8 protein-coding genes are annotated in these 15136 nt (G+C 50.3%); 1 reads left to right on the plus strand and 7 read right to left on the minus strand.

Annotated features, from left to right (window positions below; all coding sequences use genetic code 11):
- Positions 1 to 1160 precede the first annotated feature (1160 nt).
- Positions 1161 to 2381: a 3-deoxy-D-manno-octulosonic acid transferase gene (locus HMPREF0670_RS11170; RefSeq protein ID WP_009231257.1), complete on the minus strand. Its 1221-nt coding sequence runs from the start codon at positions 2379 to 2381 to the stop codon at positions 1161 to 1163.
- Positions 2382 to 2535: 154 nt separating this feature from the next.
- Entirely contained in the window at positions 2536 to 4053 is a 1518-nt protein-coding gene (gltX, locus tag HMPREF0670_RS11175; RefSeq protein ID WP_009231258.1) for a glutamate--tRNA ligase, read from the minus strand.
- 422 nt (positions 4054 to 4475) lie between these two features.
- Here gltX and HMPREF0670_RS11180 point away from each other — a divergent pair, with 422 nt between their 5' ends.
- Positions 4476 to 5489: a hypothetical protein gene (locus HMPREF0670_RS11180; protein ID WP_009231259.1), complete on the plus strand. Its 1014-nt coding sequence runs from the start codon at positions 4476 to 4478 to the stop codon at positions 5487 to 5489.
- A 111-nt stretch (positions 5490 to 5600) separates the two neighbouring features.
- Here HMPREF0670_RS11180 and HMPREF0670_RS11185 read toward each other — a convergent pair whose 3' ends face one another.
- The 5 genes from HMPREF0670_RS11185 to HMPREF0670_RS11205 all read right to left on the minus strand — a co-directional run bounded on the left by HMPREF0670_RS11185 (position 5601) and on the right by HMPREF0670_RS11205 (position 15135).
- Complete coding sequence (locus tag HMPREF0670_RS11185; protein ID WP_009231260.1) at positions 5601 to 6788, minus strand: glycan-binding surface protein; 1188 nt, start codon at positions 6786 to 6788, stop codon at positions 5601 to 5603.
- A 42-nt stretch (positions 6789 to 6830) separates the two neighbouring features.
- Positions 6831 to 8591 (minus strand): RagB/SusD family nutrient uptake outer membrane protein, encoded by a 1761-nt coding sequence (locus HMPREF0670_RS11190; protein WP_009231261.1) that lies wholly within the window; start codon positions 8589 to 8591, stop codon positions 6831 to 6833.
- Positions 8592 to 8606: 15 nt separating this feature from the next.
- Complete coding sequence (locus HMPREF0670_RS11195) at positions 8607 to 11807, minus strand: SusC/RagA family TonB-linked outer membrane protein (protein WP_009231262.1); 3201 nt, start codon at positions 11805 to 11807, stop codon at positions 8607 to 8609.
- Between the two features lie 64 nt (positions 11808 to 11871).
- Positions 11872 to 14136, minus strand: coding sequence for a GH92 family glycosyl hydrolase (locus HMPREF0670_RS11200; RefSeq protein WP_044078211.1), 2265 nt, complete (start codon positions 14134 to 14136; stop codon positions 11872 to 11874).
- A gap of 231 nt (positions 14137 to 14367) precedes the next feature.
- Positions 14368 to 15135: a discoidin domain-containing protein gene (locus HMPREF0670_RS11205; RefSeq protein WP_009231264.1), complete on the minus strand. Its 768-nt coding sequence runs from the start codon at positions 15133 to 15135 to the stop codon at positions 14368 to 14370.
- Position 15136: the final 1 nt, after the last annotated feature.

Consider the following 15136-nt stretch of genomic DNA (forward strand, 5'->3'; position numbering starts at 1 on the left):
GGTGTGAGGCCAGTTGTAGGGTGGTGCGTGCCGTATGGCGTGAGGCTGGTTGTAGGGTGGTGTGAGGCCAGTTGCAGTACGTTTTCATTAACTACAATCTGTCCGTTTTTCAGCAAAGAAATTAACACAAAGACTGCCCATTTTGCTCACCAACCGCCCACCCGACCGCAAAAATTCAATTCTCGCACGAGTTTGTTTTAGTGCAAAAAGAAACTAGCGCACATTCATAACAAACCTGCATAACAACGAATAAAATTACAGTTTAAAGGGACTGCAAGGCCATTAGCATCGAAACATCCTGCGTTTTGGTGCAAAATACACTGCATTTTGGTGCTAAACAGGTTGCGTTTTGGTGCAAAACACACTGCGTTTTGGTGCTAATTGCACTGCGTTTTGGTGCAAAACACATCGCATTTTGGTGCAAAACACAAGGTATTTTGCCAATAATCACAAGGCATCTTGGATAAAAATTCATCACATCAGGCCACTTAAAACCTCTATTTGGGGGTGAAAACGTGTGCAAAATAGGAGCAAAATGGTGCTTTTTGAGGTAGTTTTATATACAAAAAGCCGCTTTTGGGACTTGAAAAAACAATGAGATAACAACAAACTAGAAAGGTAAAATGGTGCTAAATGCAGTAGGCAGACTTAAAAAAGGACAAAAACAAGGGTACGTAAAGTGGGAAATAGTGGCTATTTGCTAGCTTTATGCCCCCTTTTTCTTCTAGAATGGTGTGCCGACAAAGGCATGTTTTGTAAAATATTAATACCGCATTTAACTTAAAAAAGAGTATCAACGCAGCATTACCTCAATACCGCTCCGAGGAGAGAAAGAAACAAAACGTTTGCTACCACAAAGCCAACTACGCCACAACAAGACATATCACTCCCCTCTCCCCTTGGAGAGGGGTCGGGGTAAGGCCAGTAGGGGTCGGGGGCGAGGCCAGTTGTAGGCGGTGTATGGCATATGGGGTGAGGGCAATTAGGGTAAGCTTGCGCCTAACAACGTTCGTTTTAAAAGCATACCACTCCCCTCTCCCCTTGGAGAGGGGCTGGGGGTGAGGCCAGTAGGGGTTGGGGGTGAGGCCAGTTGTAGGGTGGTGTGGATATAGGGTGAGGCCAGTTGTTGGGTGCGTTGTTGCTTTTGTAACTGCCTTGTTTTATTTAAAAAACACCTTTTCCAGCACCTTGTCAGTTGCGCCAACCTGACTTTTCACGTACTCGGTAGACTTCTCCCCTGCTACCTGCACGCGCCACGGAGCCTCGATAAACTCGTCCATCAGCGCATCGAAGTGTGCTTTACAATCCACTTCAAAGCCGCCGCCGGCCACCATCAAGTCTTGTGCCTCTTGGAAACGCTGATTGTTTGGGCCGAAAATAACGGGAACGCCCCATACGGCAGCCTCCAAAACATTGTGTATGCCAACGCCAAAGCCACCGCCAACATAGGTTACGTCGGCATAATGGTAAACGCTGGACAGCAATCCATAGCAATCGATAAGCAGACAATCGGCCTCGGCCACACTCTCGGGTGTGGCCTTCGAATAGCGAATGGTTTGCCCTTCAACCTGTTGTTCCAGCTGTTGCAGGTGCTCTTCGCTTACCACGTGGGGTGCAATAATCATCTTCCAATCAGACCGCGCGTTGAAGAAAGGCACGAAAATCTCTTCATCAGACGGCCAGCTGCTACCCGCAACAAACAAGTGCTTGCCCTGCACAAAATTCTCAATCAAAGGCAAATGCTTGCTGGCCTTTTGTATTTGCAGCACGCGGTCGAACCGCGTATCGCCCGTAACAGAAACATTGCGAATGCCTATCGTGGCCAACAGACTGCGGCTTTGCTCGTTCTGCACAAAGAAATGCGAGAAACAAGCAAGCACCTTTCCATAACTCTTGCCATACCAACGAAAGAAAATCTGGTCGGGACGGAAGATACTACTAACGCTATATGTCGGCACACCACGATGCTTAAGGATGTGCAGGTAATTGTACCAAAACTCGTACTTGATGAAAAAGGCCATCACGGGGCGCACCAGCCGCAAGAAACGGCGGGCGTTGAGCGGCGTGTCGAGCGGCAAGTAACAAACGATGTCGGCACCTTCGTAGTTCTTTCGCACCTCGTAGCCCGACGGCGAGAAAAACGTTAGCAGCACTTTGTATTGCGGATGTGTGTGGCGCAACTCTTCGATAAGCGGTCGCCCTTGCTCGAACTCACCCAACGAGGCTGCATGAAACCACACGTATTGCGCACCTTCTTCAACATTGTTGCGCAACACGTCGAAAGCATCGCGTTCGCCTCGCCACATCTTCCGCACCTTGGTGCTGAAGAAACTGGCAACGGCAACGCCCAAAAGATAGATGTAAATGATGATGTTATACACGAGTGTAAGGTTTTTGATGGATGACGTTTGGCGTAACTGCGTGGCCCGCAGCACCTTTTGCGCAAGGCAATTGTCGTTCTGTCAACGTCTGTTCTACAGCCTGTTCAGCAGTTTACTTTAAACAAAGGGCAAGCGGCGCAATGCCGCACTTACCCTATTTCAACACCTCAATAGCCCTACGAAGTCGCGCCAAGGTTTCTTCTTTTCCAAGGAAAGCGCTGATGTCGAACATGCCAGGACCCTTGCCTTCGCCCACAAGTGCCAGGCGGAAGGCGTTCATCACGTCGCCCAACTTATAGCCCATGCTTTCTACCCAGGCAAACACTTCGCGCTCTTGGTTCTCGATGGAGAAGTCGTTCAGGCCTTCTAGCACGTTGCTCAATTGGGTCATCACCTCGGCCGAGTTCTCTTTCCAGCGTTTCTTCACCGTCTTCTCGTCGTATTGAACCGGCGCGATGAAGAAAAACGAGCACAGCGGCCACAGCTCTTTCACAAAGTTCACGCGGTCTTTCATCATGGCAACCACCTGCACAATGCGTTCCATGGGTTCGTCAATGCCGTTGTTGGCCACCATCGGCGCGAAAAGACTTGCAATCTCTTCGTTGCTCTTCTGCAATATATACTCGTGGTTAAACCAAATACCTTTCTGATAATCGAACTTGGCGCCGGCCTTAGAACAGCGGCTGATGTCGAAGGCCTCAACGAGCTGCGGCAGGGTGAACAACTCCTGCTCGGTGCCTGGGTTCCAGCCCAACAAGGCCAAGAAGTTTATCACCGCCTCGGGGAAATAGCCGCTTTCGCGGTAGCCCGACGACACTTCGCCCGTCTTGGGGTCGTGCCATTCCAGTGGGAAAACGGGGAAACCCAGCCTGTCGCCATCGCGTTTCGACAGCTTTCCTTTGCCTTCGGGTTTAAGCAACAAGGGCAGGTGGGCAAAACGCGGCATGGTGTCGGCCCAGCCAAAGGCTTTGTATAGCAACACGTGGAGCGGCGCGCTAGGCAGCCATTCCTCGCCACGGATAACGTGGGTTATCTCCATCAAGTGGTCGTCTACGATGTTGGCCAAGTGGTAGGTGGGCAGTCCGTCGGCGCTTTTATACAGCACCTTGTCGTCTAAGATGTCGCTTTTAATCACCACGTCGCCCCGAATCATGTCGTTAACATGCACCTCTTCGCCGGGCATCACCTTAAAACGCACCACGTATTGCGTGCCATCTCCAATCAGCGCGTCCACCTCTTCGGCACTCATCGTCAGCGAATTGCGCATGCCGTTTCGGGTTTGGGCATCGTATTGAAAGTTTTCTATCTCTGCCCTTTTGGTTTCAAGCTCTTGCGGTGTGTCGAAGGCGATGTAGGCCTTGCCTTCGTTTAGCAACTGGTCTACATACTGTTTATAAATCTCCTTGCGCTCACTTTGTCGGTAAGGTCCATACTTTCCGCCGAAGGAAACGCCCTCGTCGAACTTTATTCCCAACCAGCGGAACGACTCGATGATGTATTCTTCGGCTCCTGGCACAAAGCGTTGCGAGTCGGTATCCTCAATGCGGAACACCAAATCGCCACCTTGTTGTTTGGCAAACAGGTAGTTGTAGAGTGCCGTACGCACTCCGCCGATGTGCAATGCCCCCGTGGGACTGGGCGCGAAACGCACCCTCACTTTTCTTTCAGACATATTATATATAATAGGTATGTTCCCCCCCTGCGTGGGCGTTTCGCTTGTTGGTGCAACGCCTCTCGCCCAAGGGATGGCAATTATTTCATGCTGTTGTTTTCGTCTCGGCATACGCCCCGCGTTTTTACACGCATGGTAAGTATGGCCGCTAATTTGTGCAAAATTACCATTTTTATGCTTAACTAGCAAACTCTTTTACATAAAAGGGGAACGTAAGCGGCTGAAAAAATGTGTCATGCAGCAACCTAGGCTTATACCACTTGCAACGCCAAAGCGTGCGGTTGACGGCCTTGCCAATGCCACAGCATGCCCATAAACGCTAACATATCGATAAGATTGTACTGGATTACGGCAAAATTGTATCAACGAGACCAGAAGAAAATGCCTAAATTTGTAACATCTAACATAAACAAGAAACAATTATGAGAAAGCCAATTTTACTAGCTTCCTTTGCGCTCTTCACCACATTGAGCGCCTTCCCGATGAAAGAGATTGCCGGCGAGTTTCAACCTTGGGACGCCAATTGCCAGATATTGGGAAACAATGTTGCATTTATGACCGAGTGGAACGGTGTAACCTTCAAGTTCTTCGACAAAGACGGATGCGTGTTTGAAGGGGGAACAGACTTCTCGGAATACGACATGCTGGTGCTAAAACTCAAAGACGCCTCGTGCATGTTTAAGATTAAGACCGAATACACGGACGGAACGACACAACAAGACAGCTGGGGCGCGGAGCAAGCCATAACGCCAGGACTTCTCGTTGCCGGCATAGCCCTGAACCACGAGCATAAGAAGAACGTGAAAGACTTTGTTTTGCAAAGTGCCGACTATCCTGGAATGATTACCGTAGACAAAGTTATTGCTTGCACAAAGGCCGAATACGAGCAAATGTTGAAGGAGGAAAAGGCTAAGCGATTCGAACTGACTCTGAAAAAAGTGAACGAAGGTGGCGGGGCAGATTACGACCCTGCAACAAAAACCATCAGCATTAAAGACGACTGGGCGCATAAGGGATGGTACTTCAACGACCAATTTAGGGATTTCAGCCTCTTCAACCTGTTCGTCATTCAGTTTGCCCAACCAACGGCAACCGACGGTGAAATAGGCATCGAATACGATGGTGAAGGTGCCCAAACAACCACAAGCAGGTTTGAAACGGGTGTTTCGCAGGTTAACGTGCCCTTATCTAAGGACAAGAACAAGCTGAGGCAGGTTTATGTAAAAGGCCCGTCGGGTGCCACGTTTGTGCTTAAAGGCGCACGTTTTGCAACCAATGGCGAGGTGACGGCCATTAAGCGCATCGACAAGGAAAAGACATCGGCCAACGCGCCGACACGTTATTACAGTTTGGACGGCAGAGAACTGAAACAGCCCACCAAGGGGTTGCACATCGAAAAGAAAAACGGTAGCGCACAGAAAGTGTTTGGAAGGTAACACAGCTGCTAGGGCATAGCAACATGCACGCCACCAAATAAGGCAGGCTCTGAACATCGTTAACGGTTCAGAGCCTGCCTCGGTTTTGTGCATTCCTTATTATATATGGTATTATCGTTTCTTAGCAAACCTCAGGTTGGCCAATGCAAAGTCGGCATCAAACCCATCGTGAGGTTGGTAAACGATGGTGAGGTCGTTGCTGCCTTTCTTCAATGTGGGTTGAGCATCGTTGTCTCTAAACCATGTGGCGGCATCTAGGGTTATGGTGCGCCACTCGCCGTTGGTATTTAACGATACGCCTTGGTCTGCCGGGTTCCAACGTAGCTTCATGTTGTCGGCACTTTGCTGGCTCCAGAAGATGAAATCGCCTGTGGGTATGGGTTTATCCTTGGCTGTCCAAACCTCGAACTTGATGCAATAGTTTTCCAAATGGTTCACCACATCAGCATCGTCGAGGTCGAAATGTCCGGCGATGAGCGTATCCCAATTCCATGCCGAGTAGAGGTTCTTTCGCCTAAAGAAACATTTGCCGACAGGCGGAACGGGGTCGCCCTCGTTCGTTCCGTCGGTGAAATAGTCTTGCGAGGTCCATAGGTAACCCTTACCGAAAAGGTAATCCTTATCGTAACTGGCAAAGAGTTGCACGCCTTTGTCGCGATAAGGCAGGCGTATAGGTTGCTCTAACTTTGGGCTCGACATTACTATTTCTGCGCCATCGGCAGCATCTTCGGGTATGGTGAGCACAATTTTCTTGTCGTTTTTCTCAACCACCGTTAGCGGTTTGCCCCCTAATGTGAATGTGGCCTGGTTTGAAGTAAGCCCATATAGGTTGAAAAATTCTCCCATAACGGTGACATTACTACCCGGTTTGGCAAATTCGTTGTCCAGCCCCACAACCTTTAGTTTAGGGAAATCGACGGTGAAATTCGTGGTGGTTTCGCCCAAAGCGGTGCGTACGGTAAGGGTGTTCGTGAGCTTATTGGGAGCTTCGGCAGGTATGGCCACGTTTATCCGCGTGCGGACAGCATAAACGTCTTTGAGGTTTACCTCCACATCATTAAAGAGAATGGCCGTGGGGTGTGCCAAGTTGTCGCCGTGAATGGCAAGCCATTGGCCCATGCCACTTTGGGTAACCGCTTGGTTTAAATCGGTAACCGTGGTAATCTTCGTTATTGTAGGTGCGCCAGCAGCAGAGAAATCTTCCACATCGGGATTGTCTACAATGTTTTGGCAAGCCATCATCGCCGTGGCAATGGCAAGCAAGCCAAGGTTTAAATGTTTTCTTATCTTTGCTTTCATTATCGTGCAATTAAAGGGGATATGTATCTTTGGGCAAAGCCGTTACCACCCCGGATTGTTTTTAGTTATGAACTTATTAACGCCCACTTCCGAACCGGGAATGGGGAAGAGCAAGTGTTTTTCCATCCTTGTCTTCACAATGTCCACCTCGTCTGTTCCGCCGATGGCGTTCATCACAGGCAGATAGATGCCCCACCTAATCAAGTCCCATCGGCGATCGCCCTCTTCGGCAAACTCCATTGCCCGCTCTTCCAACACAGCCGAGCGGAAAAGCACCTTATCGTTGATGTTGCCTACACCCGTAAGCGATTTGGGCGTGGCATTGCTGCGCACCCTTACGCGGTTGAGGGCGTTAAGTGCTTCGGCGGTAGGACCATTGTTGGCCTCGTTGGCTGCCTCTGCATATATCAGCAGTACATCGGCAAAACGCAGGAAGGGGAAATATATGTCGGCGCGCTTTTTCGTTCTGTCGCTTACATAGGTGTACTTGGTGAGGTAGGCCAAGTAATTGTTATCGTTCTTGCTTTCGTAAGAAAGTCCATCGTTGAAGGGTGCTACGGGAGCCACCCACTTCCCTTCGTCATTGGTATAACCTTGGGCCTTTTTCTTCCATTCGTCGGTGTTGGGATAATAAGAACCGCCATGATAGTCTACGGCATGATAACGTTGCCAGCGGTGCATCACGCCTTTGGTTATGCGATAGTCTTGCGGTTCGAACAGCTTATACCAATGATTGCGCATGCCATGATGCAAGCCGTAGGTCTCGCCGGCCGTACCCAACACGCCCGTATAGCCCTCGCCGAAAGAAACACCATAAACATCGTCGTTGGAAACGGTTTGCAAGCTCCAGATGTGTTCCACCTTATTGCGGTTGCCTATTGCCCAAAGTGCATCGTAAGGCAGTAAGTCGTACGAGCCGTACTTGCCGTCCATCACCTCCTTGGCCTTATCGCGCGCTAGGGCGAAACACTTCATGTAGTCTATCTTATCATATCCCGCGAGCTGCATTTTTTTGTGTTCGATGGCCACAGGATTGGTGTAAACCTTCTCGCCAGCCACTTTCTCGAAGGCCTTTCCGCCCCTTACGATAACCTTTTCGCCTGTGGGGACGGCACCCGAGGCCATGGTTAGGTAGACCTTTGCCAAGAGCGACGCAGCCGTTCCTGCCGAAACATGCCCCAAGGAAAATTCCCTATCCGTGTTCTTATAGAGCCGTTGTTCGGCCTGTTGCAAGTTGGCGATGATGTAATGGTAAACCGAGTCGATGGGTTGGCGTGGCTGGTGAATGTCGGAAAGTCCCGAATTGATGGTGTGATCACGAACGGGGATGGGGCCAAACGCCCTTACCAACAGGAAATAGGCGTATGCCCTGAGCACCTGCATTTCGCCAATGGCATTGTCTTTGCCTCGTGGCGTGGTGCCCGTCATGGCCTCAACGTTCTCAATTCCCAGGTTGCAGCGGTGTATGATGTTGTACATCTTCTCCCACATCTGCTGTGCGTGGTCGTCGTCTTGGAAGTTTCCCGACCCGAATTTGCCAAAGGCCCAGTCGGGACCTGTCATGTAATCGCAGTCGAAATCGAGCACATGGGGAAAGGCATCCCAGCGAAACACCTCGTAAGTGAGCGCGCTAAAGGCGCCCGTGGCCCATTGTTGTGCGCCTTCGTCGTTGTTTTCTATGTTCTTGTCGTTGACGAACGAGAAACCCTTCTCGTCCAACAGGTCTGCGCACGAGATGCAGGATGCGGCAACAAGCGCGCCCCACAAGCAAGCGGCAATATACTTAACACCTATCTTTTTCATAATGAAACTTCGTTTTTAGTAATCCAACTTAAATCCGAGGGCAAAGGTTCGGCTGCCCGGATAACAGTAATAATCCACGCCACGTCGCGATGCGTCCCAACCGAAAGCATTCACATCGGGGTCGGCTCCGCTATATTTGGTAATGGTAAACAGGTTTGTGGCACTGGCATATACATATATGTTAGAGATGCCTTGCCAATGTGGCTTGATGTTGTAACCCAAATTTAGGCTTTTCAACCGCAGGTAAGAGGCATCCTCCACGTACCTATCCGACACTTTCATGTCGCGGTTTCGCGTAGCTACGTTTTTGGGATAGCGGGCTGTTGCAGCCGTTTCGGGTGTCCATCTGGCCTCGTACGCACTGCGGGGGATGTTGCCAATGTCGTCGAGTCGAACGTCGCGCATGTTGGCGTTGAAGAGACTGTTGCCCACCGAACCTTGGAAGAAGAAACTCAGGTTAAACCCTTTCCAACTGAACGTGTTGGTTATTCCGAACGTATAGTCGGGCAAAGTCTTCCCTATTACGGTTTTGTCGGCATCGGTAATCACCCCATCTCCGTTGAGGTCTTTGTACTTAACCTCACCGATAACGAAACGTTTAATCTCGTCAGACGACATCCCTGCGTAGCTTTTGTTCATGCGGGCTTCGGCCTCGTTATCATAAAATCCATCTTCAAGGAAACCGTAAATGGTGCCGATATGCAGTCCGTTGCGCTGGATGAACACCTTTTCCATACCGGCAGATACGCGTTCGGCAAAGCGGTCAGAGGAGAGTCCGCCTATCTCATTCTTGTTAAAGGCGATGTTTGCTTCGATGTTCCAATTGAAACCTTTGTGGTTAATGGCATTGAACTTCGCTGCCACTTCAATTCCCTTGTTCACCACATGGCCTTCGTTAGACCACATGTTGACGAAACCGTTGCTGGAAGGGATGGCGGTGCTTTGCAGCAAGTCGCGTGTTTTTTTCCAATACAAGTCGGCCGTAAGGTTAACTCTTCCTCTCCAAAAGGCCATGTCGAGGCCAAGGTTAAATTGGTCGGTGGTTTCCCATTTCAGGTTTTTGTTCAACGCGCCACGCCATAACACCTCCGAGAAACCGCTTGCCATGCTGCCATTATAAGGATAGTTGGATGCTATCATATATAATTGTGCCTGATAAGCGCCAATGCCTTGGTTGCCCGTTTGTCCGTAGCTGAATCGCAGTTTAAGGTTATCGAAGATGTCTAAATCCTTAACGAAACGTTCTTCTGACAGTCGCCAGGCCACCGCACCAGATGCGAAGTGTCCTATTTTGTTGTTTGCCTGAGAGAATTTGCTCGACCCATCGCGGCGCAAAGATGCTGTAGCGACGTATTTTCCGCCCGCATACGAATAGTTGACGCGTGCCAATAGCGACATCAGCTTTTGCTGTCCGCGCTCGCTCTCTGGCGCATTATAGCTTAATCCCAATCCCATATTGTGCTCTTGGGTTACGTCCGAGGGAAAGTTTTTTGCAGACATGCCCTTCGAACCGAAGTTAGCTATCTCGTAGGTAAAGCCTAACAAGGCGTTTACCGAATGCTTACCGCCGAAACTCTTATCGAAAGTAAGCAGCGATTCGGACGTCAGGCTCTTCCACCAGCTATCGCTTTGCCCTCCTTTCCCATTGTCGGGATACTTGCCTTCGGAGGTATGCCTGTCGTAATACGACCCGCGACTGTTTTCCGAATAACCCAATCCGAGGTTCTGTCGGAACTTTAAATAAGGCCTGATCTTAGCCTCCAAGTAAGACGAGGAGAAGAAGTTGCTCATCCGCTGCTGGTCTTTCGAGTTGTTAAGATAAACCACAGGGTTCGATGCAAGCCAGTTTAGCTTGTCCGACTCATACACGCTGACATCGGGGGCATAAGTGGCAGGGAACACCAAGGCCGACCTTACCACACCAACTTCATTGCTCGACTTGGCGAAGTCGGTCGTCGAGTTGGTGTAATTCATGTTCATGCCAATCTCTAACCAGTCTTTCACCCTACGTCCGATGTTCATGTGAAGGATGTAACGCTCAAATCCCGAACGCCTGATAACGCCCGTCTGGTTGAGATAGTTACCCGAAAACGACCACCAACCATTGTTGTCGCTACCCGACACGTTAAGGTTGTACTCTTGAGAGAAACCCGTATGGTAGATTTCGTCTTGCCAATTGGTGCCTCGCACCATCGTTTTGTTCCCATATTGGTCGGTTCGCAGGCCGGGATTAAGGAAGTCTTCAGGCGAGGGATTGTACACGCCCGAGTTCTCAACAATCTTTCCGTTGAGTTCCCGATACTTCCATTTTCCCTCGTAAGGCAGCCCGTTCACGGTTTCTCCGTTATATATTTCCCTGTTGGCCGTTTGCTCATTAATGTAACGCGCGTAGGTAACGGGGTCGAGCACATCTATCTTTTTCAGCACGTTCGACATGCTCAGGTTCGACGTGAACTCAATCTTTCCACGCCCGGCCTTACCTTTCTTCGTGGTAATGAGCACCACGCCGTTGGCTCCACGCGACCCATAGATGGCCGTTGCAGAGGCATCTTTAAGTATTTCGAGCGATTCGATGTCGTGTGGGTTAATCGAGGCGAGGGCGTTCATGCGCATCTGACTGCCGTCGGTGGCCTTACTCGATGGCGTGCCAGCCGTTTCAAAGGGAACACCATCTACGATGTAAAGCGGCTCGGTGCTTGTGGTGAACGAGTTTGCGCCACGCACATTGATGCTGATGGCTCCGCCCGGTGCCCCGTCGGTTTTGTTAACCACCACGCCCGACACCTTTCCTTGCAGGGCTTGGTTAAAGCTGGAAGCGCCCGTCCCCAAAAGGTCGTCGCCGCTTATCTTGGAAACGGCTCCCGAGAGGTCACGTTTCTTCATCGTGCCATAACCCACAACGACGATGTCGTCGAGTTTCACGGCATCGTCTTGCAGCACCACATTGAGGGTAGACCGGTTGCCAACCTTCAACCTTTGGCTCTGCATGCCGATACAAGTGATGTCTAACACGTCGCCAGGCTCTGCATCAATGGCATATCTACCCTCGGCATCCGTAACCACAGCAGCCTTGTTTTGAATTTTGATTACTGCTCCCACGATGGGTTCGGCTTTCGTGTCAGACACCCTACCCGTTATGTGTTTGCCCTGAGCTAATGCCGACAAGGGCACCGAACAAAGCGAGAACAGCAACAATGCGTATTTATTCATTCTCATCTGATTTTATTGTTTGTACTTAGATTGTTGGCAGGCAGCAAAGCGTTTGCTTGCCCATCCCACCTTAATAATAAGACGGCGGAACGTCTTTCTCTGTCGCTCCCCATTGTTTGTTGGGCCCTTTACCCATCACGAAGTTCAGCCTTGCGCCATGTTTCAGTTTGTCCCAGTCTAACCACGTGGATGTTGTTTCGCGCCCGTCTACTTGCAAACGCTGTATGTAAGGGGCATCATTGCCTGCGTTTTCACCAATAAGAGTGAGCGTTTTGCCCCCCTTGAGCTGCAACTGAACCTTAGTGAACAGCGGACCTGTCACCACAAAGCCTCCAATGCCCGGGATGTAGGGATACAATCCCATAGCCGAGAATACGTATAAGGCCGACATTGCACCGGCATCGTCATCGCCGGGGAGCCCGTTAGGCGTATCGTCGAACCGATTGAGGACGTTTCGCACCATCCGTTGACTTTTCCATGCCTTGCCTAAGAAGTTGTACACGTAGACACTCCCAAAGCAAGGTTCGTTGCCCAACCAATAATATGGAACATCGGGTGCCCAACCGCACTTCACTTGCGACGTAAACGTGTCGAGCCGTTTCTCCATTGCATCCTTACCTCCACAAAAGTCTGTCAAGGCATCTACGTTATGCGGAACGCTCCAGAAATACTGCATGGCATTACCTTCGTTAAAGCCTTTCTCCATGTTGGGTGCGAAAGGCGTTAGGAAACTGCCGTCGGCGTTTCTCGGCCTTATCAGTCGCGTTTCTTCATCAAATAGTTTTTCGAAACTTTGCGAACGATTCATATAATAGTTGTATGCAGCCTCGTCGCCGGCAGCCTTGCATATCTGGGCAATAGAAAAGTCGTCGATAGCATATTCAAGGGTCATCGATGCGCCATGCCCATGCCTATCTACGGGCACGTATCCATACGTCATGTAGTCTTCAACGTGCTCCCAACCGTGGAAACCTTTACACTTAATGTGTTTCACCGACACGCGTTTCATCATCTCTTTGGTTGCTTGCAGGTCGAAGTTCCGTGCCCCAAAGGCATAGAGATTGGCAATGAAGGGGAACGTTGAGTAGCCATTCATCACCCCATATTCAACGTTGTTCATGCTCCAATTGGGATAAGCCCCTCCTTGCTCGGCATCAAGTAACAGCGATTGGGCCATGTCCGAAGCCTCATCGGGTGCGATTAGGGCCTGCAATGTGGCGGTTGTGCGATAGGTGTCCCACAGCGAGAAGTTGGCATATTGTTTCCTTCCATTGGCCACACGATGCACTTTATCGTCAAATCCCATGTAGTCGCCGTTCACGTCACTGTACACGTTGGGGTGCAAAAGGTTGTGGTAAACGGCGGTGTAAAATGCCTGCCGTTGACTTTCGCTGCCTCCTTCTACGGTCAGGCGCGACAACATGCGCTCCCATTGCGATTTCGTTGCGCGGCAAACGTCCTCAAACTCCCAACAGCTTATCTCTTCTTGCAGGTTTTTGCGGGCGTTATCGATACTCACATACGAGATGGCCACCTTCATTTTCACAGCCTTTCCATTCAACTTTCCAAACGACACGTATGCGCCCACGTCGTCTCCTGCCACGTTAGAGGCCCCTTCGGCCTTGGCCTTGCCTTTCCACACGCCGTAGCTGCTGAACTTGGTGTTGAACTTAGCCACAAAAAACACGCGGTAAGGACGGTCTTTGGGGTCTCGCCAACAAAATCCGCCCGTCGAAACCCACCCCGTTACGGTCATGGCTGTCGACTCGATGTGCAGTTCTCCATCGCCAATGCCATTGGCGCAATTGGTAGGAGCGAACACCAGATGTGCCTCTTGGTCGCCACGATAGGTAATTTCGCCGATGGCAGCGTGTACCGTAGCAGCGAACTTCGCATCCACATGGTAATCGTCGAGCGTAACGGAATAATAGCCAGGCATTGCCTTTTCGCGTTCGTGCGAGAACCGCGACACGTATGCATGCTTGTCGTTCACGGGCGATTTGTCGAGTGTTCCCGCAACGGGCATAAACTGCAAGTCTTGCATGGCATGGCAACCCACACCGCTATAATGTGTCAGCCCAAAGCCGTTTATCTCGTTCCGGAAATATTTGTAACCCGGACGCGATGCGGCATCTTCGTAATTGTCGAACGTGTTGTTAGGACTTAACGACAGCATGCCGAACGGAGCCTGGGCACCAGGGAAACAGTTGCCCTCGTTGCCCGTGCCTATAAAGGGGTTTACAAGCTGATAGGGTGTCTTGTCTTGGGCAAAAAACACCCTTGGCATGCCCAAGATAAGAACCAGGCATACCCAAAATCTTACTGGTTTAAGCATAAGCCACCTGTTTGTAAGGGAGGGGGTAAAGGTGCGCCGGACGCCGCAATAGTTCGACGTTTTCGTTAAGCCAAAGGAGACAATGCCAAACTTGTTCGAACGTTGCCTTGGCGAGTATTGAAAATCGCCGGCACGGCTCTTTTGGCAAAGTGGAAAGGCTAAACGTTCTTTGGGGAGGAACAAGAAGAGAACCATGCAGCACCATAAGGCGCCCCCTTACCGCGCCATTTACTATTTTACGCCATACAGTTCCAGTTCCCAAACGCGGATGGTGAAGTCTTTGTTCGGGTCGTAGGCCACGAATTTCACGTATCTTCCCTTTACGGGAGCAAAGGTAATGTCTTTCACGTTATCGTTGTTCCCCGTCTCGCTTAGGGCCAAAGTCCAGTCGGTTTGGTTGTCGCTCACAAAGAGTTTAAAGTTTTGGATGTTGTCGTAATCGGTCTCTTTGGTACGGCAGTCGTAGAATTTCAAGCGATAGATTTGGCATGTTTGCCCTAAGTCTACCACCACTTCGTGTTCTTTCTTTCCCTCGGCACACCATTTCTTGCTGTAATTGTCGGGGTCGGCGGTACCATCAAAGAGCCAATCGGGCCTTTCGTCGCCCACGTTGCCGCTACACGACACAACCTTCTTGCCAACACTCAGCAGCTCTATCTTTTTGCTGTTCGATACTTCTACGTTGGTTTTCAGTTCTACGTCGTCGCTCTCATCGTTGCTTTCCACAAACACCTTCACCTCGTAATTACCTTCATCGGGGATTTTCACCACCACTTTATTGCCCCTTTCAGACAATTTCTTAAACTGTTTGGGTAAAGTCCACTTGTACTTGTAGGTGGCAGACGGATTGGTGCCTTCTACCTCAAACGACACTTTGCCGCCAGTGGGAAGCAGCACTTTCGAGGCTTTAAGCCAAAGCTTGTTACCCGTTTGTTGCCCGAATGCCGAAAGCACACCGAGCGTGAGCATAAAGCCCAACGTCAAAAGGAAATGTTTCATG

The sequence above is a fragment of the Prevotella sp. oral taxon 317 str. F0108 genome (genome assembly GCF_000162415.1).
Lineage (GTDB): Bacteria > Bacteroidota > Bacteroidia > Bacteroidales > Bacteroidaceae > Prevotella > Prevotella conceptionensis.